The sequence below is a fragment of the Actinoallomurus acanthiterrae genome (assembly GCF_054775715.1).
The window spans coordinates 5307979-5332808 of record NZ_BAAHCO010000001.1 but is presented as its reverse complement, the minus strand read 5'-3'; the positions used below and the strand labels follow the sequence as shown (position 1 = coordinate 5332808).

The 24830-nt window shown below is 71.3% G+C and carries 20 protein-coding genes; 11 read left to right on the top strand and 9 right to left on the bottom strand.

The annotated features are described in order from the left end of the window. Positions 1-140 precede the first annotated feature (140 nt). Genes ACYVF7_RS25305 through ACYVF7_RS25290 form a run of 4 tightly spaced genes read right to left on the bottom strand, consistent with a single transcriptional unit; the run spans position 141 to position 5814 of the window. Complete coding sequence (locus ACYVF7_RS25305; RefSeq protein ID WP_460345412.1) at positions 141-3209, bottom strand: coiled-coil domain-containing protein; 3069 nt, start codon at positions 3207-3209, stop codon at positions 141-143. Then, on the bottom strand, positions 3206-3847 hold the full coding sequence (locus tag ACYVF7_RS25300) for a hypothetical protein (protein WP_460345409.1): 642 nt from the start codon (positions 3845-3847) through the stop codon (positions 3206-3208). Before ACYVF7_RS25300 ends, ACYVF7_RS25305 begins: the two co-directional genes overlap by 4 nt. Further along, positions 3840-4559 carry a hypothetical protein gene (locus ACYVF7_RS25295; RefSeq protein ID WP_460345406.1) on the bottom strand — a complete coding sequence of 240 codons (720 nt, stop codon included), beginning with the start codon at positions 4557-4559 and terminating at the stop codon, positions 3840-3842. Before ACYVF7_RS25295 ends, ACYVF7_RS25300 begins: the two co-directional genes overlap by 8 nt. Then, entirely contained in the window at positions 4552-5814 is a 1263-nt protein-coding gene (locus ACYVF7_RS25290; protein WP_460345403.1) for a hypothetical protein, read from the bottom strand. Before ACYVF7_RS25290 ends, ACYVF7_RS25295 begins: the two co-directional genes overlap by 8 nt. Before the next feature lie 231 nt (positions 5815-6045). On the opposite strand from ACYVF7_RS25290, the gene ACYVF7_RS25285 reads away from it, so the two are divergent. From ACYVF7_RS25285 to ACYVF7_RS25255, 7 genes are all read left to right on the top strand, one after another. Further along, positions 6046-6828, top strand: coding sequence for an AfsR/SARP family transcriptional regulator (locus tag ACYVF7_RS25285; protein WP_460345400.1), 783 nt, complete (start codon positions 6046-6048; stop codon positions 6826-6828). Between the two features lie 62 nt (positions 6829-6890). Further along, the gene (locus tag ACYVF7_RS25280; RefSeq protein ID WP_460345398.1) at positions 6891-7244 is read left to right on the top strand and encodes a DurN family substrate-assisted peptide maturase; all 354 of its coding nucleotides are present in this window, start codon (positions 6891-6893) and stop codon (positions 7242-7244) included. A 37-nt stretch (positions 7245-7281) separates the two neighbouring features. Next, complete coding sequence (locus ACYVF7_RS25275) at positions 7282-7518, top strand: cinnamycin family lantibiotic (RefSeq protein WP_460345395.1); 237 nt, start codon at positions 7282-7284, stop codon at positions 7516-7518. A 227-nt stretch (positions 7519-7745) separates the two neighbouring features. Continuing rightward, complete coding sequence (locus ACYVF7_RS25270; protein WP_460345392.1) at positions 7746-11006, top strand: type 2 lanthipeptide synthetase LanM family protein; 3261 nt, start codon at positions 7746-7748, stop codon at positions 11004-11006. Between the two features lie 34 nt (positions 11007-11040). Then, complete coding sequence (locus tag ACYVF7_RS25265; protein ID WP_460345389.1) at positions 11041-11991, top strand: Nif11-like leader peptide family natural product precursor; 951 nt, start codon at positions 11041-11043, stop codon at positions 11989-11991. Between the two features lie 11 nt (positions 11992-12002). Beyond that, on the top strand, positions 12003-13076 hold the full coding sequence (locus ACYVF7_RS25260; protein ID WP_460345386.1) for an ABC transporter ATP-binding protein: 1074 nt from the start codon (positions 12003-12005) through the stop codon (positions 13074-13076). Beyond that, positions 13073-13903 carry an ABC transporter permease gene (locus tag ACYVF7_RS25255; protein WP_460345383.1) on the top strand — a complete coding sequence of 277 codons (831 nt, stop codon included), beginning with the start codon at positions 13073-13075 and terminating at the stop codon, positions 13901-13903. Before ACYVF7_RS25260 ends, ACYVF7_RS25255 begins: the two co-directional genes overlap by 4 nt. A 29-nt stretch (positions 13904-13932) precedes the next feature. On the opposite strand, the gene ACYVF7_RS25250 is transcribed toward ACYVF7_RS25255, so the two are convergent. Next, on the bottom strand, positions 13933-14058 hold the full coding sequence (locus ACYVF7_RS25250) for a methyltransferase domain-containing protein (RefSeq protein WP_460345380.1): 126 nt from the start codon (positions 14056-14058) through the stop codon (positions 13933-13935). A gap of 100 nt (positions 14059-14158) precedes the next feature. Here ACYVF7_RS25250 and ACYVF7_RS25245 point away from each other — a divergent pair, with 100 nt between their 5' ends. Beyond that, positions 14159-14620 (top strand): SRPBCC family protein, encoded by a 462-nt coding sequence (locus ACYVF7_RS25245; RefSeq protein WP_460345378.1) that lies wholly within the window; start codon positions 14159-14161, stop codon positions 14618-14620. Positions 14621-14864: 244 nt separating this feature from the next. Next, positions 14865-18410 carry an FG-GAP-like repeat-containing protein gene (locus tag ACYVF7_RS25240; protein ID WP_460345375.1) on the top strand — a complete coding sequence of 1182 codons (3546 nt, stop codon included), beginning with the start codon at positions 14865-14867 and terminating at the stop codon, positions 18408-18410. A 233-nt stretch (positions 18411-18643) separates the two neighbouring features. Here the strand turns inward: ACYVF7_RS25240 and ACYVF7_RS25235 are convergent, their stop codons facing one another. Beyond that, positions 18644-19009 (bottom strand): histone-like nucleoid-structuring protein Lsr2, encoded by a 366-nt coding sequence (locus tag ACYVF7_RS25235; RefSeq protein WP_460345372.1) that lies wholly within the window; start codon positions 19007-19009, stop codon positions 18644-18646. 368 nt (positions 19010-19377) lie between these two features. On the opposite strand from ACYVF7_RS25235, the gene ACYVF7_RS25230 reads away from it, so the two are divergent. After that, positions 19378-20448 carry a PP2C family protein-serine/threonine phosphatase gene (locus tag ACYVF7_RS25230; protein ID WP_460345369.1) on the top strand — a complete coding sequence of 357 codons (1071 nt, stop codon included), beginning with the start codon at positions 19378-19380 and terminating at the stop codon, positions 20446-20448. 67 nt (positions 20449-20515) lie between these two features. After that, the gene (locus ACYVF7_RS25225; RefSeq protein ID WP_460345366.1) at positions 20516-21136 is read left to right on the top strand and encodes a hypothetical protein; all 621 of its coding nucleotides are present in this window, start codon (positions 20516-20518) and stop codon (positions 21134-21136) included. Between the two features lie 153 nt (positions 21137-21289). On the opposite strand, the gene ACYVF7_RS25220 is transcribed toward ACYVF7_RS25225, so the two are convergent. The 3 genes from ACYVF7_RS25220 to ACYVF7_RS25210 form a co-directional block, all read right to left on the bottom strand. After that, positions 21290-22420, bottom strand: coding sequence for a hypothetical protein (locus tag ACYVF7_RS25220; protein WP_460345363.1), 1131 nt, complete (start codon positions 22418-22420; stop codon positions 21290-21292). Between the two features lie 273 nt (positions 22421-22693). Further along, the gene (locus ACYVF7_RS25215) at positions 22694-23914 is read right to left on the bottom strand and encodes a Gfo/Idh/MocA family protein (RefSeq protein ID WP_460345360.1); all 1221 of its coding nucleotides are present in this window, start codon (positions 23912-23914) and stop codon (positions 22694-22696) included. A gap of 72 nt (positions 23915-23986) precedes the next feature. Then, positions 23987-24826, bottom strand: coding sequence for a carbohydrate ABC transporter permease (locus ACYVF7_RS25210; RefSeq protein WP_460345357.1), 840 nt, complete (start codon positions 24824-24826; stop codon positions 23987-23989). Positions 24827-24830: the final 4 nt, after the last annotated feature.

Here is a 24830-nt window from a genome sequence, read left to right as displayed (position 1 = left end):
AGTTGCTTAGCGATGTTCCGGCATGCGGCCGGGGCGCGTCGGCGCGCAGCCGGGGGCCGCCCGCGGGGGCGTCCCGGCCGTCGGGCAGGCCAGACGAAGGCCGCGGTCGTAGCCTGACCGCGTCGATCAGAGGTGACCGGTCAGCCGGCGGCGCCTCGGGTGATCCAGTCTTGGGTCAGCTCCACGCGCTCGCCGTTGTCGTCGAATCCCCATACGCGGGTGGGGTCGTTGAACGGTGACGTGACGGCGTGCCTGCTGAACCACAGGATCTCGCCGGTGTAGCTCGCCGCGTGCGGGAAGACGGCGTCCTGGCAGGTGCCGAAGACCGTGACGCGCTGGGAGTTGGCGGCACGCTGCAGCGCGGCGAGGATGTCGGAGCGGTTCTGGTCGCCGAGGCTGTTGCCGAGCTCGTCGAGGACGAGGACGCGACCCTCGGCGTTCTCGTCACTGAGCAGGGCCGCGAGCACCAGCTGGATCGCCTGGATCTTCTTCTGCGCGCTGTTGCCGGTCTCCTTGTACGGGATCGCCTCCCCGCCGAGGTCGCGGACCCAAGCCGGGGTGACGGACCAGCGGCGGGGCTGTTCGGGTTTGGCGGGCTCGCGGGCCTGGATGATGAGCCGGGCGCCGAACCCGCCGCGAGCGCGGTCGAGCCGGTCGTAGGTCGCGCTGACCGCCTCGAGACGGCCCTTGACGACCTCCCTCACCAGCTTCTGCACCGTCTGCAGCTCCTCCTCGCGCTCCTCCCGCACGGTGTCGAGCTCGCTGAGCGCCAGCTGCCGGCGGCGGCGCTCCTCCTCGATCTGCACGCGGGTGCGCCGGTCGTGCTCGGCCATGCCGGTCAGCACGTCGTCGAGGGCCTCGGTGAGCGCGTGGAGCCGACGGAGCCGGTCGGCGAGCGACTCGGTGGACAGCGAGTCGCGAAACCGGTCGACGAGGTCCTGGACGTCCGACGGCGCGGGCGTCCGGGCGTACAGGGCGTGCACCGCCTCGTTCAGCGCGTCCCGGGCGTGGTTCAGCAGGGCGTCCGGGCCGGCGGACCGCAGCTTCGCCTCCTGAGCCCCGAGCAGCTCTTCGGCCGCGGCGGTGTCGCCGCCCCACTGGTCCGTCCAGTACCGCAGGGGCAGGTCCGCGCGCCGGGAGGTGAGTTTGGCGAGCTCGCGTTCGACGTCGGTGAGCTGCTGTCGCGTCTGGGTCGTCTTCTGGGCGAGGAACCGCCGCTGCTGTTCCAAGGTGTCCACCTTGGTCCGGGCGTGCATCCAGACGGTGCGCGCCTCGTCGACCCGCTCCCTGAGGGCCGTACGGCGGTGGCGCACGTCGGCGAGGCGGTTCTTCAGCTCGGCGAGTCTCTCCTCCAGCTCGGCGAGCTGCTCGGCCGCCGTGGCGTGCTTCAGGGCGTTCTCCAGGTGGGCCCGGCGGCTCGCGACGGCCGCGCGGGACTCCTGCGCGGCCTCGGCGCGCGCCTCGGCCTCCTCGAGGCGGGCCTGTGCCTGACGGATGCGGGCGTCGCGGCCCGCGATCGGCTCGGGGAACCCGCCGATCACCGTGACGCCGGAGTCGCCGTCCTGGGCGCTCGCCGGGTCGACCACCGCCTCGGTCCGGTGTTCCACGGACGCGAGGAACCCGCGGATCGGGATCCGGCTGGTCACACCGGTGGGCAGCGGTGCGTCGGCCGCGCCGTCGAGCGGGCCGTCGGCGGTCACGAGGACGGAGCCGGGCAGCGATCGCAGTGCGTCCACGGCGGCGGAACGGTCGCCGGGGGCCACCACCACGGCGTGCCGGTAGGGCCACAGCCGCGGCTCCCATGCGGCGCGGACGTTGTCGTCGAGGGTCACGGCGTCGAGCAGACCGGCGGCGGGCAGCCCGGCCGCGTCGAGCCGCGCGAGGCTCGCGGCGGTGTCGGGGTCGTGGCCCGCCTGGATGCGCTTCAGTGCCGTACGCGCCTCCCCGGTCTGCCCGGTGGCCTGGCGCACGGCCCACTCGGCCTCCATCAGCTCGGGGGCCGACGCCTCGAGGTCGGCGCGCAGCGTCTCCGCCGGGGTGCCGTCCCACAGCTCGGCGAGCCGGGCGAGCGCCGACCGGGACCCGCCCAGGCGCTCGAGCTCCCCTTCGTACCGTCCCTCCTCCCCGATCAGGCCGCTCAGGTCCTCCTGGAGTGACTGGTGGACGCCCTCGAGCTCGGCGACACGCCGCTGCAGTTCTTCGGGGACGGCGAGCTCGTCGAGCTCCTCCTGGGCCTGCCGTACGGCCTCACGGCGCTCCTCCACCCGCACGCCGAGCCCCTCGGTCTGCTCGGCCAGCGCGGCGTCGTCGGCGTGGACGTCGAGGAAGCGACGGGCGGCGTGCAGCCGCCGCAGTACGGTGACCCGGGCGACGTGGTCCCGCGCGCGGTCGCGGTCCGCGACGGCCGCCAGGTCGCTCTCCTCCTCGAGGCGGCGCTGCTCGTCGCGGCTGCGCTCCTCGGCGTAGCGGGACTCGATCTCGACGCGCTTGGCCCGCGCGTCGCTCTCCTTGTCGACCAGGTCGGTCAGCCCGGCCAGCGCGATGAGGGAGTCGCCGATCTCCTCCGGCTTGAGGTGGGACAGTTCCTCCGACACCAGCGACGGCGCCTCCGGCCGGGTGCCGTCGGTGTGAAGGTAGGACATGCAGCGCGGCGACGAGCCGTACAGCACGTCACCGATCCGCGTCACCGGCACCCGGTTGCGCAGCGTGGCCCAGGTGCGGTGCGCGGTGTCCAGGCGCTCGGCGTCGTCCTTGCCGCGGGCGAGGACCAGGCCGTCGCTCCAGCGCACCTCGGCGTACGGGCTGCCGCCGGACTGCAGGCGGATCCACACCGACAGCGCCGACCGCTCGTCGGCGTCGCGCTCGCCGAACACCCCGACGATGTAGCCGGCCGTCGCGGGCGCGTGCTCCTTGGCGGACAGGCCCACGGGCTCGGGGCGGAACAGCAGGCGCGCGGCGTACTTCCCGCTCTCGTGCAGCCGCCACTGCGGATCGGCGAGGATCAGCGTGATGGCGGACAGGAACGTCGTCTTGCCCGAACCGTTGCTGTCCACCGGGCCGCGCCCCGCGACGGTGATGAACTGCCCGGGGACGATCGGGATCGGGTGCGACGTGAGCGTGCCGATCTCGACCGTCTGCAGCGCGATGAGGTCGCGCCGGCCGACCACCCCGCCGAGGCCCGCCGCCTCGATGTCGATCTCGCTCGTCACCGTTTCTCCCCCTCGATGGCCTGGGATCGCGCCTGCGCCCGCCGGCGGCGGATGGCGTCGGCGAGCGCGCCGTCCGGGTCCGCCAGCAGGATGAGGTTCTCCTCGATGAGGTTCGACGCCTGTGGCGTCAGCCGCAGGAACTGCGGGCCCGGCCGGATCGGCGCGCTGTCGCCGGGCTGCAGCAGGCCCCGGTCGCGCAGCCGCTGCAGCGACTGCCGGATCTGCTCGCGGGAGCGGATGCGCGAGTTGACGAGCGTCTCGAAGCTCACCCGGCGGGCCTGGTACGCCCGCGCGGTGCGCGGCAGCTCCCCCTGGGCCTTCGGGATCACGAACCCGTGCAGCAGGACCAGCGCGAGGACGGCCGCGTCGATCGGCTCCAGGGCGCCGATGCCCTCGCGGGTCAGCTCGCGCGCGACGGCGTCGTCGTACCCGGAGATGAAGCCCTCGCGCAGCTCGATGAGGACCCGGCCCGCCGCTGTCAGCATCGCCTCGACGTACGGCCGCAGATCCGGCGCCAGACCGCGGTACAGCACCATGGGCACCGGCTGGTCCGCCTCCTCGACCGCCGCGACCGCCCGCCGCACGGCGAGCCTCAGCTCGTGCGGCAGCGTCTCCAGTGCCGGGACACCGTCACTCATCCCCCGTCTCCCCGTCCTGGAGACCCACGGTCTCGTCGTCCTGGGGGCCTGGCATCGCCGCGCCCTCGGAAGCCGCCGTCGCGTCGTTTTGGGGGCCCGGCATCGCCGCACGCTCGGAAGCCGCCGCCTCCCCGCCCTCACGACCCGGCATCGCCGCGTCCTCAGGAGCCGCTGCCTCCTCGTCCTGGGGGCCCGGCATCGCCTCGTAGACGCGGCGGAGTGCGGCCACCTCGTCGTCGGCCAGCGTCGCCAGTCGTACGCCGAACCGGACGCCCTCCTCGTCCTGATCGATCCACGCCGCGCGCCGCAGCCACGCCAGGGACCGCTTCGGTGCGTTGTCGAAGATCGGGATCGCCTCGTCCGGGCGGGCGTTGACGCGGGCGAGCAGCGCGAACACGCGTTCCGGAGCGACGACGCGTCCTGGGTAGGGGTGGACGTGCGGGTCCTCCCAGCAGAGTCGCACGCAGGCGGCGAAGGTGAGCTGCAGGGCGGTCGCCGGCGTCGTCCACAGCGAGTGGTCCGCCTGCTCGGCCAAGTCGATGTCGGCCGGCCAGGTCAGCAGCGCGACCTGACCGCCTGCGGCAGAGGCCAGCACGATCTCGCGTCCGGCCGCGCGGGCGGCCGCCGACACGGCCGCCGAAGTCCGCGCGGGCGCGGCGCCCAGAGCCCGAAGCCGGGCCAGCGCGACGGCGGAGGGCGCCGGCTCAGCCATCGCGGTCGCCCTGCGTCGTCGTGGCCCGCTCGGGCTCGACCGCGCGCACGCCGAGCTCGCTGACGTACGTCGTCGGCGCGTCGGCCGCGACGTGCAGCCGGTCGCCCAGAACCGGCTCGAACGGCAGGTCGGGGTCGGTCGCGGAGACGAGGACGTCGGCGATGACGCGCGCCGCCTGCCGCCACGGCGTGCCGCGCAGCCGTTCGGTGAGGTCGACGCCGTCCTCCGAGCCGAGGTGCGCCTCGATCGCCGCGCGCCGGGCCGCCTGGTATTCGCGGAGGCGCACGGCGGCCTCCTCGACCGGGTCGCCTTCGGGCAGCGGGTCCTCGCGTCGCGGCCGGCGCTGCCGTGGACGCGGGCGCGGCTGGTGGGTCTCGATCGTTCGCAGGATCTCGTGCGGCGACAAGTGCAGGCGCGGCGGGTCGAAGACGATGCCGTCGAAGACGGCGGCGAGGGCCTCGGGGCTGCCGGTGATCGCGGCGGTGAGGTAGGCCTCGGCGTCCAGGAGAGTGAAGTCGCGGCGCTGCGCGGCCTGGTCGAGGAGACGCGCCATGTACTCCTGCACGGCGTTGACGTATTGCAGTGCGGCCTCGGCCATCCGCTCGGCGGCCCGGCGATGCTCGCCGAAGTCGCGGTTGACCCGCTCGACGATGCGCTCGGCCTGGGTGAACAGCCGCTTCGCGTCGCCGTGGTGGCGCTGCTCGGCGATGAGCTCCTCCAGCGGACGGTGACGTACGAGCCGCCGCAGGTGCCCGGACCGGATCGTGAACTCGCGGCGCGCCTGCACGAGCGCCTCGGCCACCGCCCGGCTCGTCGCGCTGCCCAGCTCCAGCTCGCGGTAGGTGGCGTCGAGCAGCGTGACCAGCTCCTGCAGCCCGCCGCTGGCCTCAAGCCGGCCGAACACCAGCAGCGCCGCCGAGGAGGCAGGGTTCAGAACGTAGCGCCACTCGTAGTCGCGCTGGGTGAACGGCTCGATCAGCTCCATCTTCAGGAACAGCTCGAAGTAGCGGTCGAACTGCGACCGGCCGCAGATGTGGGCGCAGGACTGGGCCAGCTCGGCGCGCGTGAGGCCGCCGTACGCCTCGTGGTCGCCGAACGCGGCGTGGATCGCGCGCGCGACCTCCAGCTGGTCGAGGTCCTCGGTGACCGCCCCGCGGTCGCCGGCGACCGGCGCGGCGAACGCCTTCAGCCGGCGGTGGAACGCCTCGCGCACGGCGATCACGTCATCGTGCTCGAAGCGCATCTGCCCGGTCATCGTCACCCCCCTGTGGTCCGAGGCACGACCGTAGCCCAGTCGGACGACACTCGCGCACGGAGACCGCCACGATTCCACCCCGAAGGCGTCGACTACCGAGCGTAAATACTCTGCTACGATATGTCATCGTCATTGGAAACCCGCCGTCCGCTCCGCGGATCGCCCGACGCACCTCCGCTCCGACGCGCCACCCAGCCGGATCGCCTGCGAGACACCAGCGGGAGTTCAGCCGTGCACGGTCCAGTGTTCCGAGTCCTCGGGCCCCTCGATGCCACCGTCAACGGATGCCGGGTCACCGTCCCGGCGGGAAAGCAGCGCACCCTGCTCGCCACGCTCCTGCTCGGGGCGAACCAGGTCGTGTCGCTCGACGAGCTCACCGAACGGCTGTGGGACGACGCGCCACCTCGCCGCCCGCGCGGCGCGCTGCACACGTACGTGACACGGCTCCGGCAAATGCTCGACCGTCACGGACCAGGGACGGGCGACCTGATCCGCACCTCCGCCGCCGGCTACCTCATCGAGGCGTCCGACCTGGACCTCACGCGGTTCCGCCGGCTCGTCGCCGAGGCCAGGGCCGCGAGCGAGCGTGGTGACCTCGCCTCGGAGTCGGACGCGTTGACCGAGGGACTCGCGCTGTGGCGTGGACCGGTCCTGCACGACGTGCGCTCCGACTCGCTGCACCGCGACGTCGTCCCCAGCCTCACCGAGGAGCACCTGCGGGCCCTCGACCGGCGGCAGGAGGTCGATCTCGCGCTGGGACGCCACGCGCGGCTCGTCGGCGAGCTGCGGGCGTTGACCGCGAGGTATCCACTCCACGAGCGATTCTGGCGGCACCTGATGCTCGCGTTGCACGGGTGCGGCCGGTCCGCCGAGGCGCTGGAGGCGTACGGCATGGCGAGCGCCTGTCTCCGCGACCGGCTCGGCGTGTGCCCTGGCCCCGAGGTGCGCGATCTGCACACGGCGATCCTGCGCGGCGCGCCGCCGATGTCCACCCGCCCCGAAAGAAAAATGTAAGCGCACTGTAAGCAGCCGTCCCTAACGTTCAATTCGTCGAACAAGGAAAGGCGACGATAAGCGTGAAAGGCCCCACCAACATCATCTACCCGGGCGTGGACATCATCCGGCGCATTCAAGAGCTGGTGATCGTGTGTTCGCTGCTGCCCCCGGACGGAAAGTTGCGCGAGGTCCTCGAACTCGCCCTATCACTGCACGAAGAGCCTGTTCTCTCCCGCATCAAGCCGATCGATGATCTCCATCCGCACGCCATGAAGGCGTGGCTCGAGGCCATTTGGTCACCGGACGGCATTACCCCCGAGGTGAAGGAGCTGGTCGACTGGCAGATCGACAGTGACAACATGGCGGCCGCCATTCAGGAGCTCACGAACATCGAGCGACAGATCGGCGTGAAACTGACCGCCGAGAAGGCTTGACCGACGTCCATCACCACGTTTCACAGGGAGGTACTCCATGTCTACAGAATTGGCCCTTCGGGCCGTGGTCGACGACGGATTCCGCACCGAGATGCTCGCCGACCCGGGCGTCTTCGGCATGTCGGCATCGACACTGCCCGCCCCGGTCGAGCAGCCGGACCAGGAGTCGCTGGACTTCTGGACCGAGGGCGCCGCCGCCGTGGAGATCTACGCCTGCGCGTCCACCTGCAGCTCCGGGCCTCTCACCTTCATCTGCGACGGCACGACGAAGTAGGCGTCCGCTGACGTCTCTCGGTTCGCCGCGGTGGGTCGGCCTGCGCCGGCCCACCGTCCGACGCATCGAGCGGCTGGCCGCCGTCCCGGAATACCGCGAGGTCTCGGGGGCCCTTCGGCCTATGGCCGGAAGGCCTCCGAGCCCTCCAGCCATTACCGCGCCCTCCAGCCGTTACCGCAGGACCGTTCCGATCCTTCCTCACGACGCCCCAGCAGGAGCCAGTCCCCATGGGTGACCACCCCTACCTCGATCTCGCCGCACGGGCCGGCAACCTGGCGGAGCGGATGCGAATCGTCGCCGCGCTGGAGAGCCGGGGCAGCACACCCCCTGATCCGGTTCCGCCCCTCACGCCGTTCGACGCATGGCACGTCGCGCGAATGACCGACCGGCTCGCCGCCAAGTTCGGCAAGGAGGCACTGAGCCGCTCCGGTCCGGCCCGCTACGACAGCGCGAACCTGATGAAGATCCTCACCGCGTACCGCCGGTACGAGCTGGGGCTGGCCACCGCGGACGCGTCGACCAGGGCGGTGTTCGCCGGCGTACACGCCTCCTGGCTGCCGACCTACCAAGCGGCCCTGAGCCGCTTCGGCGATCCCGTACCCGGATCCACCGCCGTGCCGGCGGCGGACTCCGACAACGACGACGTCCCGAGTTGGCGCTCCGTCGATGCGTACTATGGTCGGCGGGCCAAGGCGTGTGAGCCTTTCCTGCTCGAGTTGGGGCGCCGGCTGGAGGAGGCCCGCACCCGCCATTCCGGGCTGTTCGACCGACGGCTGGTCGACGACTTCCAGCGTCATCTCCTGTACCGCTTCGAGCTCCCCCTGACCTGGGCCCTCGAGGCGCACGCGAATGTGCACTGCGCCCAGCACGACATCGACAAGGCGCAGGCGACGCGCGACGACTACCTCGCCTACCTCGACGCGACATTCGCCGACACGGCCGCCTACCACCGCTTCTACCTCGCGTTCCCGGTGCTCGGGCGGTGGCTCGCCCACATTTCCGAGCTGCTGTCCGACTTCGGCGTGAGCCTCGTCCACCGCCTGGCGGCCGACGCCGCCGACATCGGCGACGTCATCTTCGGCGAGGAGATCGCGGTCTTCCGGTCCGTGCGCCAGGGCCGCTCCGATCACCATGCCGGAGCACGCACCGTCGCGATCGTCGACGTCGAGCTGGCCTCCGGACGTACCGGTTCGTTCGTGTACAAACCACGCTGCATCCGGTCCGAGGCGGCGATGCAACGGCTGCTCGACCGGCTACGCGACGACGCCGTGCTCGACTTCGCGTCCCGTCCGGTCCTGCCCCGGCAGGCGTACGGCTATGAGGCGCTGATTCCGGCGGGTCGCAACCGCCTCGACTCCCAGAAGGAGGTGGAGCAGGTCTACCGGGAGCTCGGCGGGCACCTGGCGATCTTCTACGTGCTCGGCGGCGGCGACCTGCATTTCGAAAACATCCTCGTCGCCGACGGTCACGCGCACGTATGCGACTGCGAGACCGCTCTGGCGGTGTTGCCGCGCGGACAGGAACGCCCGCCCGGCACGCTGCTCGACTCCGTCTTCAAAACCGGCCTGCTCGAGTGGCCGCGGGCCACGACCTCCGCCGCCGAGATGCGGATCAGTGGATACTCCGGCGGCGAGGGATACGACCTGCCCGTTCCGGTCCCACGGCTGGACGGCCCCCGCCTCGGCTTCGAGGCCTCCGTGACTCACCGGACCGACGTGCACATCGAGCCGGAGGCGTCCAACCGCGTCTTCCTCGGCGAGCATCTGACGCAGCCGCAGGACTTCACCGACGCCATCATGAACGGGTTCGACCGCGTCTACGCGTGGTTCGAGCAGCGGCCGGAGGACGCGGTCGGCTTCATCTCGGAGGTCTTCACCGGCGCGTCGGTTCGGTTCATCAACTGGGGCACTCAGATCTACTCGCAGCTGCTGCTCTCCGCGCGGCACCCGAAGTGCCTCGTCGATCCCCTCGAGGTCGACCTCCTCGCCAACACCGTGCGGACGTTCCCGCGCACCTGGGACCACGAAGGCGTCCTCGCAGACCGCGAGCTCATCTCCATGTGGCGGCTCGACGTCCCGATCTTCACCACCGACGCCCACGGCCATCGGCTCGTCCACGACCACGCCACCGAGTTGCCGTCCTTCGTCGACGTCTCCCCCGTCGACCACGCCGCGCAGCGCATCCGGCGGCTGTCGGCGCGCAACCGTGCGCAGCAGCGTCAGTACATCGCCGCCGGGCTGGCCGCCGGTGAGGTGACCAGCCCGGCCTTCGTGACCGCGTGCCTCGACTACGCGGCGCGCGTCGGCGAGCGCCTGTGCGCGGGCCTGCGCGAGCCATCGGCGCCCTCGCCCTGGACCTCGTACGAAATCGCGGACGGCGCGATCACCGAGGCCGACGTCGAGGGGGACCTGTACCACGGGTCGAGCGGGATCGCCCTGTTCCTCGCCTACCTCGACTCGCTGGTCCCGCGCCCGGAGTTCCGCCAAGCCGCCGAGCGGGCCCTGTCGCACGCCATCGCGTGCACCGACCGCGGGAGCATCGGCGCCTTCTCCGGCGTCGGTGGCCTCATCTACCTGCTGACCCACTTGCACCATCTCTGGCAGGACCGGGGCCTGCTCGAGCTCGCCGAGCGGCTGAGCCGTGATCTGCCCGGCGGAGTCGACGCCGACACCCGCTTCGACGTATTCGGCGGCAGCGCCGGGCTCATCCCGGTGCTGCTCGGCCTCTCACGGGGGACCGACGGCCAAGGGCTCGACATCGCCCATCGCTGCGCCGCCCGGCTCCTCCGCCACGCCGTCGCGACCGGCGACACCCTCAGCTGGCCGCTCGCCGATCCCGGCGAGGCGTCGGCCGACCTCACCGGTTTCGCCCACGGCGCCGCGGGTGCCGGATGGGCGCTGATCCAGCTCGGGCGGCTCACGGACCGGCCGTCGTACGTCGACGCCGGGCTCCGCGCCTTCGCCTACGAGGCCCGCCACTTCGATCTGGTCGACCAGGACTGGTACGACCTACGCACGAACGCCGGCGGGATACTCCGGAACGGACGCCGCTACGCCAACGCATGGTGCAACGGAGCCGCCGGCATCGGCCTGAGCCGCATCGCGAGTTGGGCGGCGCTCGGCGGCGATGACGAATCCGCGCTCCGCGAGGCGTACCAGGCGCTCGCCGCCACGATGCGCAACTTCCCTCGGCTGATGAACGACACCCTCTGTCATGGCCGCTCCGGCAACGCCGAGCTGCTCCTGCGGTTCGCGCTCCTGCGGGACGAACCCGCCTTCCAGTTGGAGGCCAACGTCCAGGTGCGGACCCAATGGCGCAACATCGACGACGCCGACGCCGGCGTCGTGGAGCACAGCGCCGGCTTCTTCCCTGGGCTGATGGTCGGCATGTCGGGCTTCGGGATGCACTTCCTCAGGCTCGCCGCGCCGGACCGGGTGCCCTCGGTGCTGCTGCTCGATCCCCCGTCCACCTCGTCGGAAGACCGCTGACGTCGCCCGATCGATTCAGGAGGTAAGGCACACGATGTCCGTCGAAGCCGGCCAGGCGTTCCTGCAGATCGCGTACGGCACCCCCGAGCTGTCGGAGCAGCTTCGGGCGATGACCGGAGTCCAGGAGCTGGTGCGCCTCGGATCCCGTCACGGGTACACCTTCACGGTTCCCGAGCTGATGGAGGCGTCGTCCTCCACGGACCCGGCACCGGGGCCGGAGAACGGGCGCCGAGCGGCGGCCGCCACGGCCACGCGCGACACGAGGGCCGACGCGCGCCCGGGCCCCACGCCGACCCGCATCCTGCACCATGAATTCCGCCTGGCCGACCTGCCGGGTTTCGACGCCGTCGCCGAGCAGCTACCGGACCTGAAGATCAAGCCGTCGTCGGTCGACATGGGCCGCTTCAAACGGACGTTCCGGGAGGAGGACATCGGCTCCACGGACCGGTCTCCGGCCGATCCGGAGTATCGCGCCTGGCACGAGGAGAGGGCCCGGACCGGATGGCGCGATCCGGTCGTCGGACCGGACGCTCCCCGGCGCGACTTTCATCTGATCAACCTCGACGAACACGTCGACCACCCGGGATATGACCGCTATTTCGCGGCAAAGCGCCGTACGATCGCGGCGCTCGAGGCCGCGTTCGCCACCGAGGTGCGCTTCTCCGGCAGCCTGTGGTATCCGCCCCAGAGCTACCGCCTGTGGCACACCAACGAGACGCAGCCGGGCTGGCGGATGTACCTCGTCGACTTCGACGAACCGTTCCCCGACCCGGCCGAAACATCGTTCTTCAGGTACATGAACCCGCATACCGAGGAGATCGTGACGCTCCGCGAGAGCCCCCGGACGGTTCGCTTCTTCCGGGCCGAGCAGGACCCCGCCCGGCTGTTCTGGCACTGCATCGTCAATCCGACCATCCGGCATCGGTGGAGTTTCGGGTTCGTCGTGCCGGACGACTGGATGGCCCGGCTGTCCGTACGAGCGTGAGAGGCGGCCGGATGCTGCGATCGAAACGGCCGCCGACCGCAGGCCGGGCGTCGGCCGACCCGGTCGGCGCGCCTCCCCGGGCGTCCGCCCCTGCCACGAACTCCATGGCCACCGACGCTGCGACGGCGGGCGCTCCGATCGGCGACGTGCCGGCGATCCGAGCGACCGGGTTGCGCAAGTCGTATCCCGGCGTGGCGGCCGTGCGCGGCATCGACGTCACCATCGCCCAAGGGGAGACCTTCGGCTTCCTCGGCCCGAACGGCGCGGGCAAGACCACCACGATCGCGATGCTGTGCACCCTGACCCGCCCGACGGCGGGCCGGATCGAGGTCGCCGGTCACGACACGCGCACCGCGCCCGGGCTCGTACGCCGCAGCATCGGGCTCGTGTTCCAGGAGAGCACACTCGACGGGGACTTGACGGCCGCCGAGAACCTCCGCTTCCACGCCGACCTGTACGCCATGCCGCGGGCGGAGCTGGCGGCACGGGTGGACGCCATGCTCGACCTCACCGGCCTGACCGCGTCGCGGGACCGTCTCGTACGCACCTTCTCCGGCGGCATGCGCCGTCGGCTGGAGATCGCCCGCGGCGTCCTGCACCGACCGCGGGTCCTGTTCCTCGACGAGCCCACGGCCAGCCTGGATCCGCAGTCGCGAGCCCTGCTGTGGGAGCACCTCGAGGAGGTCCGCGACCGCGAGGGCACCACGCTGTTCCTGACCACGCACTACCTGGAAGAGGCCGAGCGCTGCAACCGCATCGCCATCATCGACGACGGCCGGATCATCGCCGAGGGCTCCCCGGCGCAGCTGAAGTCGGTGCTCGGCGCGGACCGCGTCGACCTGCGCACCGGCGACGACGAGAAGGCGGCCGCCACGCTGCTCGACCGCTTCGGGATAGAGGCCGTCGTCGGCCCGCACGGGCTACGCGTCCAGACCGAGGACGGCGCGCTGGCCGTCCCCCGGCTGTGCGCCGGCCTCGACGTCCCGGTGTACGAGGTGACGGTCACCCGGCCCAGCCTCGATGACGTCTTCCTGCACCACACCGGGCACCGCATCCGCGACGAGTCGAAGGGTGGAGCATCGTGACCGTCGGCGTCACGGCACGCTGGGCCGCCGAGCTGCGGGCCGCGCGGATGGTCTGGCTCCGGGAGCTGCTGCACTTCGCGCGAGGCGGCGCCGCCAGCCTCGTCTCGCTGCTGCAGCCGCTGCTGTTCCTGTTCGTGCTCGGCGTCGGTCTGGCCCGGATGTTCGCGGGTGCCGGAGGCGGCCGCACCTCCGATTACCTGATGTTCCTCTTCCCGGGGGTCCTGGTGATGGCCGCGCAACCGCCCGCGATGTCCGTCGGCGCGTCGATCGTCTGGGACCGCGACAGCGGCTTCCTGCGTGAGATGCTGGTCAGTCCGGTCCGTAGAGGCACTCTCTTGGTCGGCAAGTGCCTCGGCGGCGCGACAGTGGCGACCTGCCAAGGCGTAATCGTTCTGGCCGGCGGAGGTCTGATCCATGTGCCGTATCGGCTCGGGCTGGTCGCCCTGTTGTCGACGGAGCTGGCGCTGACCGGGATGGCGATGGCCCTGCTCGGAGCGACGGTCGCGGTCACCATCAGACGGCCCCGGACCTTCACCACGGTACTCAGCCTGCTGATGACTCCGCTGATCTTCCTGTCCGGCCTGATGTTCCCGGTCAGCGCGATGCCCGGCTGGATGGCGTGGGCGGCGCTGGCCGACCCGCTGACCTACGCGGTCGACGCCATGCGGCAGACCATCGCCGCGCGGGCACGCCCGTCCTCCCTGCTGTTCCAGCCGGTGGCCTGGGACGGCTGGCATCCGCCGCCGCTCGCCGAACTCGGAGTCGTCGCCGCCTTCATCACCATCTGTCTGGCCGTCTCCGTCAACCGGTTCTCCCGCCTCGACTGAGGAACGGCCGGGGCCGCCCCCGGCCGTCGTCAGGCGCGCTCGAAGTCCACGTGGTGGATGGCCGCCACCGAGCAGACGGAGTCGACCGCGCCCTCGGGGAACGGGTGCCGAACGAAGTCCGCCTGGACGAACTCCATCGTCCCGGACGTTCTCACGGTGCACTCACACGCCCCTGAACATGGCACCCGTTTACTCCTTCTTTCACCGGGTAGCGGGGGCGCCTGACCGAGAACGCGATCCACGAGGAGATGGACGATGACCACCATCATGGAGAGCATCGACGCCGACGTCCCGATCCAGACGGCATACAACCAGTGGACCCAGTTCGAGGAGTTCCCGCGGTTCATGGAGGGCGTCCAGGAGGTCATCCAGATCAGTGACACGCTCACGCACTGGAAGGTGAAGGTGGGCGGTGCAACCCGCGAGTACGACGCGAAGATCACCGAGCAGCTGCCCGACGTGCGCATCGCCTGGACCTCGGTCGACGGCCCAAAGAACGCCGGTGTGGTGTCCTTCCACCGGATCGATGACGCCACCACCCGGGTCACCCTCCAGATGGAGGCCGAACCCGACGGTGTCATGGAGAACGTCGCCGACAAGGCCGGGCTGGTGAATCACCGGGCGAAGGGCGATCTCAAGCGGTTCAAGGAGTTCGTCGAGAGCCTGGACACCGCGACCGGCGCCTGGCGCGGCGAGGTCAACCGCTCGGAGCCTTAGCCGCACCTGACCCGGCGGCGGTTCCGGCTGCGGACGGTGCCCCCGCCTGCCGCTCGGAGCCGTAAGCCGCACCCGGCCTCTCCGCTCCCGGTTACACGGCCGGGCCGTCTCGCGGCGGCCCGGCCGTCACGTACCCGGCACGGGGCTAACGCGAGAAAAACTCATGTCCTCATCCGGCCAGAGGACTACTCATCGCCGGAGGGTTGGCGGACAGTGATCGCGGTCAACTCTTCGAGGTGGTCCCATGAGGCGTCTCCCGGCCGTCGCGTTCGCCGTCGTCCCCGCCCTCCTCATCCTGCTGGCCCGGCCGGGCGCCGCGGCGAGCGGCTTCCCGGCGGGGCCGCCGAACGATCCCAGCTACGCCGCGGTCGAGAACGGCGCGCCGTTGAGCTGCCTGACGACGGCCGCGCCGGGCGGGGAGCAGCACAATCTCTACTCCTTCCTGCCGCGCTGCACCCCCGGCGCGAAGGACCCGGAGGGCGCTGCCGGGATGTCGGTGGACACGGCCTGGCGGGACTACAGCACCGGATCGCCGGACACGGTGATCGCCTACGTCGAGGCGGGGATCAACTGGCACGCCGGGGACGTCGCCGACCTCGCCGACAAGGTGTTCCTCAACACCGGTGAACTGCCCAAGCCGGCCGGGTCCGCGACGTACGACAAGAACGGCGACGGCGCGGTCACCGCCGCCGACTACGACGGCGATCCCCGCGTGCACGACTCGAACGGCAACGGCGTCATCGACCCCGAGGATCTCATCGTCGCGTTCTCCAACGGCAAGGACGACGACGGCAACGGCTTCACCGACGACATCTCCGGCTGGGACTTCTACGACGACCAGAACGACCCGGCCACACCCGACTCGACGTACGACCACGCCAACGACCAGCAGCGGGTCGCGGCCGCGCAGACCGACAACGGCAAGCTGGGGGCCGGGATCTGCCCGAAGTGCCTGCTACTGCCGATCCGCGCCGGCGCGGAGGCCCTCGACCGTACGGACGACCTCGCGGCGGCGTGGCTGTACGCGGGCCGGGCCGGGGCGAAGGTCATCGTCAGCACCACGGCCGACCTCGGATACTCCTCCGCGATGCGCCGCGCCGTCGACAAGCTCTGGAACGACGGCGTGGTCATGGTGGAGTCCAGCAACGACTTCGACTCCACCGACCATCAGGGCGGGATGTTCTGGCCACACGTCATCCCCGGCAACGGCCTGGTCGCCAACGCGGCGGGCGCGCCGGGCGCCCTCGCCAACGTGCTGACCTCGACCTACCGCGAGCGTTCCAACCTCACCTCCTACGGTGCCAAGGCGATGTTCTCGGTGGCCACGCAGGGTGGCTCCACGTCCGAGTCGACGCCGACCACCGGCGGACTGTTCGGCCTGTTGCTGTCCTACGGCGCGCAGGCCGCGAAGGAGGGGAAGATCGACCGGCCGCTGACCAACGCCGAGGCCGTACAGGTGCTGCGCGCGACCGCCGGCGATGTCGACGACGCGAGCCTCGGCTGGCCGGGCCGGCCGGGCTGGGACCGGCAGTACGGCTATGGCCGGCCGAACGCCGCCAAGGCCCTCGCGGCGGTCGCCAAGGGCGACATTCCGCCCGCGGCCTGGATCGACAGCCCGGACTGGTACGCCCTGTACGACCCGGAGACGACCTCGTCCGTGCCGGTCACCGGGCACGTCGAGGCGCGCCGGGCGAAGAGCTTCCGCTACGAGCTGGGGTTCGCGCCGGGGATCGAACCGGCCGACTCGGCGTTCATCAAGGCCGGCGACGGCCAGGGCACCGGGGCGTACGACGGGAAAGTCGGCACGCTGGACCTGACCCGGCTGCCAGCATCCTTCTGGGACAAGGCGTACACGATGCCCGACGACAAGGAGCTGTCGGCGGCCGAGCAGTACACCGTGACGCTGCGGCTGCGCGTCTGGGACGACGCGGGCCGGATGGGTGAGGAGCGGCGCGCGATCGCCGTCCACCACGACCCCACCCTGCGGACCGGTTTCCCGCTGCGCTTCGGGATCGGCGGGGAGAGCCAGCCCGCCCTCGTCGACCTGCGCGGTACCGGCCACCAGGACATCGTGTTCGGCGACGCCGACGGCCGCGTGCACGCCCTCGACGGGGTGAGCGGGCAGGAGCTGTCCGGCTGGCCCGTCACGACCAACGCGAGCCCGACCCGGATCCCGGGCTTCGACGCCGGCCATGAGCCGATCGTCGCCCCGGTCGCGGTCGGAGACCTGTTCCACGACGGCCGTCAGGAGGTCGTGGCCACCAGCACCACCGGCCGGACGTACGCGTTCGACGCCCAGGGCCGGCTCCTGCCCGGCTGGCCGAAGACCCTCGACACGGGCGTGACCAAGCCCGCGATCCCCCGGCCCGCCCTGGCCTACACCCGGCTCCCCCACCAGGGCGCGACGGCCTCCCCCGTCCTCACCGACCTGGACGGGAAGCCCGGACTGGAGGTCGTGCAGGCCGGGTGGGACGGACGGGTGCACGCCTGGCACGCCGACGGCTCCGATGTGCCCGGCTGGCCGGTGACCGTGGCCGACCCGCCGAAGCCGGCGTCCGGGCTGACCGCGATCGACGACGCGAAGCTCGACGCCACCCCGGCCGTGGCCGACCTCGACGGCGACCACCGGCCGGAGATCGTCGTGCGCTCCCAGCACTCCGAGAGCCACGGCGCGGGCATCCAGGCGTTCGGCGCGAACTACGTGTACGCGTACCACGCCGACGGCTCGCCGGTGAAGGGATGGCCGGTGCGCCTGCCGTCGATCGTCACCTACTACGGCAGCGCGCAGGAGTTCATCACCGAGGCCGCCAACAGCCCCGCGGTCGCGGACGTCGACGGCGACGGCAAGGACGAGGTGGCCACCGGCCCGTCGTTCTCCGCGACCTTCCTCGTCGGCGGCGACGGCACGATCCGGGGCGCGTACGGGCCGCTGAACAACCCCGCCTCCGCGCTGCTGAACCGCGACGCGGCCGCCGTACGCGCGCTGCTCACCGGGTCGTCGCCGTCACCGGCGATCGACCTGCCGGCGTCCTTCACGACCAGCGGCGCGTTCGGAAGGTTCGGCGCGGACGGACGGCTCGGCTACGCCGAGTCCGGGTCGGGCGCCGTGTCGCTGATCGCCGCGCTGCTGTACCCCGGCAGCGGCACCGCCATCGGCAACTACGAACGCGGCTACGACGCCGCCACCACCCTGCCCGTGCCGGGCTACCCGCAGGCGCGGGCGGGTCTGGACTTCCTCGGCGCCCCGCTGATCGCCGACGTCACCGGCGACGGCCGGGCCGACGTCGTCGACGGCGGCGACACCTCGACAGTGCAGGCGTACACCTCGTCCGGCCAGGCCCCGGGCTTCCCGAAGTTCACCGGCGGCTGGACGCTGTTCTCCCCGACCGCGGGCGACCTGGACGGCGACGGGCGTACGGACCTGGTCACCACGACCCGCGAGGGCTATCTGTTCGCCTGGCGGACCGACGGGCGGCCGGACGCCGAGTCGTGGGCCTACCATCACGACGAGCAGCGCACCGGACGGTACGGCACCGACACCCGACCGCCCGGCAACCTGCGCGACCTGCGCCGCGACGGCACGACCGTGACCTTTGTCGCGCCCGGCGACGACCGGTACGCCGGCCGCGCCACGAGCTACCGCGTCAGCGTCGACGGCCAGGTCTCCACCGTCACCGCGACGGTCGGCGCGGGCGGCCGGCAGAGCATCACCATCCCAGCGGACGCGCGGCGAGTCGTGATCCAGGCCGTCGACGACGCGGGCAACCTCGGCCCGCCGGCGACTCCCTGAGAGCCCCGTAGAGAGGCGACTCTCAAAAAGCCGCCCCAGGACGTCACCCGGCCATGGCTGGATGTCACCCTGCCGGCCTGACATCGTCCTGCCGGCAGGGTCCCGAGCCGGCCAGGGCGTCCAGCCGGACGTCATCTCCGTGCCGGCCGGGGCGCGCGGCCGGACGTCGCCTCGCCACCCCGGCCGACGGCGGCTCTGAGGCGTTTCGGCGGCCCCTCGGAGGGGCCGCGGCCTCACTCCTCCGGCTTGGCGTCCGGGTGGGCGTCGATGAACTTCTCGTAGACCTCGTCGGCGATCTTTCCGCGCTCGCTCACCTCGATGCCCTCGGCGGCGGCCCACTCGCGAACGTCGCTGTTGGAGTAGCCGCGCAGACGCGGTGCCGTGTCGGCCGCGCTCTTGCGTGCCCGGCCCGCCTGCTTGACCTTGGCCGCCTTCTCGATATACGGCGCCAGCGCGTCGAGGAGCTCTTCGAGGCGCTTGAAGTTCTCATCGCCGAGATCGATGGTGTACGTTACGCCGGAAACCTCGAAATCCCGCTTCGCGACGTCTTCGCCGTCATGCCCATCAAAATCATCCACCATTACGACTTTCGTCGCCACGAGGTGTTCCTTTCTCAGCTTACTTTGTCGGGGGATAGGATAATACGAGCGTACGACAGTCCGTGACGCACGCCGGTGCGCCACAGGCCATCGCCCCTGGTGACCCCCATCACCGGGGCGGATCGGCGCTACCGCCGCATGGCGGGCGCCATTCACTCGATGACTTTCCCTCTTCCCTCCCCTTTGCGGTATTATTTAGCGATATCCCGCTCGTCGCTCGTCGCATGCGAACTCTCGCGCGACGGACGACATATCGCCCGAGCCGACCGGCCTGCCGGAAAGCACAGAGCCGGCCGCACGCCGACGCTATTCTCCCCACAAACGGAATCACGAGCTGGGGGTGCGCCATAAGCGAGAAGCCAGGCTCGATGCCGGGGCCACGGCTGCGGTGCCTGCCGTTCGGCATGCTCGCAATCGTCGGCCTGATCGACTTCTGGGCGAGCCCGGACATCATATTCCGGCCCATGCTCGTCCTGGGCCCCGCGTTCGCGAGCCTGTGGTGCGGCATCCGGCGCACCGCGGTCGTGGGGCTCACCGCATTAGGCCTGTGCGCGGCTCTCAGCTACCACCACCACAAACTGGGCCACAAACAGAACACCCTCACGCTCGTGACGATGGTCGGCGTGGCCGCGGCGAGTGTGTTCGCCAGCGCCGACCGGCAGAGACGCGAACGTCTCCTCGCCAGCGTCCGGTCCATCGCCGAGGTGGCGCAGCGGGTGCTGCTTCGCCCGGTCCCCCGGCGTGTCGGCTCCATGCGCATCGCGGTCGGCTACACCTCTGCGACGGCCGAGGCCCGCATCGGCGGCGACCTCTACGAGGTCACCCTGACCCCATCCGGCGTCCGCGTCATCGTCGGCGACGTCCAGGGCAAGGGGCTGGAGGCGGTGGAGACCGCGGCCGACGTCCTCGGGGCGTTCCGGGAGGCCGCTTACGACGAGCCCGATCTCACCGGTGTCGCCACGCGCATCGAGGCGGCGCTGCGACGGCGGCTGTCCACGCAGCGAGCCGAAGGGCCGATCGATGAGAACGCCGGAGAGAAGTTCGTGACGGCCGTCCTCGCCGAATTCGGTGAGGGCGAGACCGTGACGCTGCTCAACTACGGCCACCCGCCGCCGTTCATCCTGCGCGGCGGCGGCGACGGCGCTTTCGCCGAACCCGACGACGTCGCGCCGCCGTTCGGGCTGTCCGACCTCGTCGACGCGCGCCCGCGCCCGTACACGATCAAGTTCGCGCCCGCAGACCAGATGCTGCTGTACACCGACGGGGTCATCGAGGCCCGCGACGGTGCGGGCGGCTTCTACCCGCTGGCCGAGCGCGCGCACCTACTCGCGGCCGCCGACCCGGAGCGGGCACTCGCCGACCTGCGCGCGGACGTGCTCCGCCACGTCGGCGGCCCCATCGCCGACGACGCCGCGATGCTCCTGATCCGGCGACGGTGAGGGCGTGGGCGGGCGAAAGTGAGGTTGCGCGCGACCGTACCGGCCACTCGTGGGAGGCTGGTCCGCTATGACGGCGACCGGATCCCGAGCGACCATCCCCGCGGACACGCCACCCGTGATCGGGACGGTGTCATCGGCGGTCGGCCCGCGACTGGCGCGCGTGCGGATGCGCGGTGTCGACGTCACGATGGCGTACGCTCCCGACGAGGCCGAGCAGCGGCGTCGCGCCGCCGCCGGCCTGACGGGGGTCACCCGCGTCGACCTGCTCGACGTCCTGCTCGGGCTGCCGGCCGGTGGGACGGTCCCCTGGGAGGCACTGTCGGCCAAGGAGATCCGTGCCATCCGCGAGCTTCCGGCCGGATGCGCCGACCTCACCCCGGCGGGCGTCGTCCGGTTGTTGCGGCGGCCACTGCGCGCCGAGCTCGCCATCGTTCAGGCGGCGTCGTGGCGGTCCGGCCTGGATCGCGCGGGCCGGTTCGGCGCCTACTGCGCGCGGATGGTGGTACTGCCGGGCCTTCCGGCGGATCTGGACGAGGCGCGGGCGGAGGCCGACTACTGGGGTGTCGGTCTCGTGGCCGGGACCCGGGCCATCGTGCCGCCGGAGCCGTTCCGCGACCGGGCGCACGCACCCGCCGGATGGGCGTTCGCCGAGGAGCTCCACCTGCGGACGCTCTCCGCACCGCAATAGCCACGGCTGCCTCGGGCGCGGCGTCCTCTCAGCGCGCACGGGATCGCCGTTGCTGCCGCGGGCGCGTCGTCCTGTCCACGCACCGGAGCAGCGGCGGCTGCCGCAGGCGCGACGCCCTCTCGCCGGACGGCGATAGCCGTGCCTGGGGTCCTCTCAGCGCGCTGGCGTAGCCGCGACGGGCGCGGGTGTGGTGTCCTCGCCGGCCCATACCCACAGGGACTCCGGTGGCACGAACACCGGTTCGCGGGCCCGTACGAGCGTGTTGTAGCGGGCGTGCGCGGCGATCGCGTCCCGGCACAGCTGCCGCCAGTAGCGGCGGCGGCCGGCGGGTGAGTCAGGGTAGAGGAGGTTGCGCGCCCACTCGGACCAGACCGCCACACCGTGCAGGCGCGCGTCCTTCCAGTCTTCCTGGCGGAGGAAGCCGGCGATGCTCCGGCCGCCGCATCGGGCACAGCGGCAGAGCGGTGCCGGCCGGTCGCCGAACCGCCCGGCGAGCACACTTCCGCGCACGTACGCCATCAGGTCCGGGACGAGGACGCCCGGCGACCGGTCCTCCGGCCCGCCGTTCGTCCGTCCGTACGCCGCGGCCTCCCCCGGCGGGACGATGTGCCGTAGGGCGCTGCTGGTCCCGATCGACGCGGCCAGGCCGCCCTGCGCCATCGCGTCCAGCCCGGCCAGGTCCGTGCGGAAGAGGGCGACGTTCGGCACCTCGGTGACCAAGCGGCGCAGGCCCAAGGCGCCGTCCATCACCCGCTGGGGCGGGTTGAACTGGCCGCCCGGCATGACCGCCTTGGCGAGAGGCACCTCGGCGAGGAGGCCGATGACCTTGTCGATCAGGCCGGGCGCCAGCCATCCGGCGTCCAACGGCAGCGACAGGATGACGTCGTCGCGGCCGAGCCCGGCCGCGCCCTCGGCGGCCGCCTCCAGGGCGCCGAAGTCTCCCGCCCGCAGGTACAGGGTCGGGGTGAGCGCCGCGTCGGCGCCCGCGTCGATCTGTCCTTGGACGTGTTCCTCCAGCGTGGTCTCCACCAGCCGGTCGCCGTTCTCGTCGAAGGGCCGCTCCCGGGTGGCGATCTTCCCTTCGGCCGCCGCGAGGTCGAACAGGATGGGACCGCCGAACGCCTGTTCCTCCCGGCATCGCCGGGCCGCGCGTACGGGGTTGGCGCCCGTCAGCACGAGCCCGCCGTCGTCAGGGCCGAGCAACGTGACCACGTCGGACGCGTCGGACGGGCGGGTGTGCGCGAACACACGGCCGGCGAGCACGGTGACGGCGTCACCGTGCACTCTCCCTCTCGGCCTCGCGGACACACCGGAAGGCGGGACCGGACCACGCATCGCGTCGAATCACCTCAGAGAGTGAAGGCGAAACTCCACTATCGACGGTGCGCGCAGAAAACCGTTCCGTCAATGCCCAGGTCGGCCCGGCTTCGGTAAAGCGGACGCCATGACTGACGGCCGGATCGCGACTGCTCGGCGTGACCGGAGGCGGAAACCACTTCTAGAGAGGCGGACTTCAGGCTTTGACGCGGGCCGTGTTCATGCCTGGGAGCTCTCGGTTCAGCGTGTCGTCCCGGCCTCGCGGACAGGGGACCCGTCGGAGGCGTCGTCGGTCTGTCCGTTCGCGAAATAGGCGGCGACCTCGGGGTCCGGTGGGGGGACGTCAACGGCCTGGCCGCCGGCCCGCAGCGACATGGTGGCGGCGTAGCCGGCGGCGACCGCCTCACGTGCGGCGACGGGCGAGGTGACGGTGGCCGCGCCCGTGCGAATGAAGTCCAGGAACTCCTCTATCAGCCGGGGGTCGGCGCCTCCGTGCGAACCCTCCGGGGTCGAGACGGGCAGGACGAGGTCGGCGTCCGCGCGGTAGTCCGAACGACGGTTCCAGACCTTCACTGTCGCGCCTTCGGCGTCGCCGAAATTCTCGAGCCGTCCCTCGGTTCCGATGACGGTGTAGTTGCGCCAGTAGTCGGGGGTGAAGTGGCACTGCTGATAACCGGCGAACACGCCGTTGTCCAGCCGCATCTGCATCATGCTGAGGTCCTCGACATCGACGACCGGGTTCAGATCCCGCAGGCTCGACGGGGGCCAGTTGTGCTCGGGGTCGAGCCAGTCCGTCATGTGCTCCCCGGTCCGGTCGCGCCGTGCGGTGATGTCGCCGTAGACGACGAGACCTCCCATGCCGTTCACCCGCCGGGAGTAGCCCCCGCCGAGCCAATGGATGACGTCGATGTCGTGGGCGCCCTTCTGCAGCAGCAGGCCGGTGGTGTTGCGCCGGTCGGCGTGCCAGTCCTTGAAGTAGAAGTCTCCCCCGTGCCCGACGAAGTGCCGGCACCAGATCGCCCTGACCGAACCGATGGCGCCTTCTTCGATCAGTTCGCGCATGGCGACGACGACCGGCATGTGCCGCATGTTGTGCCCGACGTACAACCGCGTTCCCGACGCTCGCGCGGTCGCCAGCAGCCGGTCGCAGCCAGCCGTGGTGATGGCGAGTGGCTTCTCCAGGAACACCGGGATGCTCGCCTGGAGGAGGTCCACGCCGATCGGCTCGTGCGTGTGGTCCGGGGTCAGTACGAACACGCCGTCGAGACCGGCGTGGAGGAGTTCGCGATGGTCGGTCGTGGTCATCACGTCGGGCCCGAAGCGCTGCCGGGCCTTCGCCGTCATCTGGGGATCCCGGTCGCAGCAGGCGACCACCCGTGATCCGGCTCCGGGCCGATGCGCGAGGTCGGCGAGGTCGCTGCGTACGCCCAGTCCGATCACGCCGAGCCTCATGTCGTCCATGCCGGTGTTTCCTTCACTCTCGTACGGGTGCGGGTGTCGCGTGGGTGCGTTCTCTGGGGCCTCGTCGGCGCGTCAGCCCTTACTGCCGGTGAACGCGATGCCCCGGATGAAGTGCCGCTGCAGGAAGATGAACGCGATGATCATGGGGATGGTGGCGAGGATCGAGCCGGCCATGAGCATCGAGTAGTCGGTGTAGTGCTCGCCCTGCAGGGTCGCCAGGCCGGCCGACAGCGTCATCTTGCCCGGGTCGGTGTTCATGACGAGCGGGTACATCAGGTCGTTCCATGACCACAGCGCCGTGAGGATCGTCAGCGCCAGCAGACCCGGCTTGGCGAGCGGAAGTGCGATCCGCCAGAAGATCTGGAGCGGGTTCGCGCCGTCGAGGCGGGCCGCCTCCTCGATGTCACGGGGCAGCGACAGGAAGAACTGCCGCAGCAGGAACGTGCCGAACGCGCTGAACATCCCGGGCACGATCAGGCCCTGCAGCGTGTTCAGCCAGCCGAGGTGCTGGATGATGACGTACTGCGGGATCAGGAAGAGCTGGCTCGGCACCATCAGGACCGACAGGAACAGGCCGAACAGCAGGTTGTTCCCGCGGAATCTCATGCGCGCGAACGCGTACGCCGACAGTGAGCAGAACAGCAGTTGCCCGGCGGTGCGCCCCAGGGTCATGAGCACCGTGTTGACGAACATCTGGCGGAACGGCAGCACGTGGAACACGCGGCTGAAGTTGGCCCACTGCCAGTGGTGCGGAAGGAACACCACCGGCACGTGCGTGGTCTCGCTGAACGTCTTCAGCGCCGTGAGCACCTCCCACACGAACGGGCCGACCATCACGACCGCACCGGTGATGAGCACGAGGTGGGTCGCGACCGTCCTGGCGGTGCGCCCAGAGGATCCCCGGGCCGTCACGCCG

Excerpts from the sequence above, each read along its gene's own strand:
- ACYVF7_RS25300 (WP_460345409.1), bottom strand. The coding sequence starts at position 3,847 with ATGAGTGACGGTGTCCCGGCACTGGAGACGCTGCCGCACGAGCTGAGG.
- ACYVF7_RS25295 (WP_460345406.1), bottom strand. The coding sequence starts at position 4,559 with ATGGCTGAGCCGGCGCCCTCCGCCGTCGCGCTGGCCCGGCTTCGGGCT.
- ACYVF7_RS25290 (WP_460345403.1), bottom strand. The coding sequence starts at position 5,814 with ATGACCGGGCAGATGCGCTTCGAGCACGATGACGTGATCGCCGTGCGC.
- ACYVF7_RS25275 (WP_460345395.1), top strand. The coding sequence starts at position 7,282 with ATGTCTACAGAATTGGCCCTTCGGGCCGTGGTCGACGACGGATTCCGC.
- ACYVF7_RS25270 (WP_460345392.1), top strand. The coding sequence starts at position 7,746 with ATGGGTGACCACCCCTACCTCGATCTCGCCGCACGGGCCGGCAACCTG.
- ACYVF7_RS25265 (WP_460345389.1), top strand. The coding sequence starts at position 11,041 with ATGTCCGTCGAAGCCGGCCAGGCGTTCCTGCAGATCGCGTACGGCACC.
- ACYVF7_RS25260 (WP_460345386.1), top strand. The coding sequence starts at position 12,003 with ATGCTGCGATCGAAACGGCCGCCGACCGCAGGCCGGGCGTCGGCCGAC.
- ACYVF7_RS25245 (WP_460345378.1), top strand. The coding sequence starts at position 14,159 with ATGACCACCATCATGGAGAGCATCGACGCCGACGTCCCGATCCAGACG.
- ACYVF7_RS25240 (WP_460345375.1), top strand. The coding sequence starts at position 14,865 with ATGAGGCGTCTCCCGGCCGTCGCGTTCGCCGTCGTCCCCGCCCTCCTC.
- ACYVF7_RS25230 (WP_460345369.1), top strand. The coding sequence starts at position 19,378 with ATGCCGGGGCCACGGCTGCGGTGCCTGCCGTTCGGCATGCTCGCAATC.
- ACYVF7_RS25225 (WP_460345366.1), top strand. The coding sequence starts at position 20,516 with ATGACGGCGACCGGATCCCGAGCGACCATCCCCGCGGACACGCCACCC.
- ACYVF7_RS25215 (WP_460345360.1), bottom strand. The coding sequence starts at position 23,914 with ATGGACGACATGAGGCTCGGCGTGATCGGACTGGGCGTACGCAGCGAC.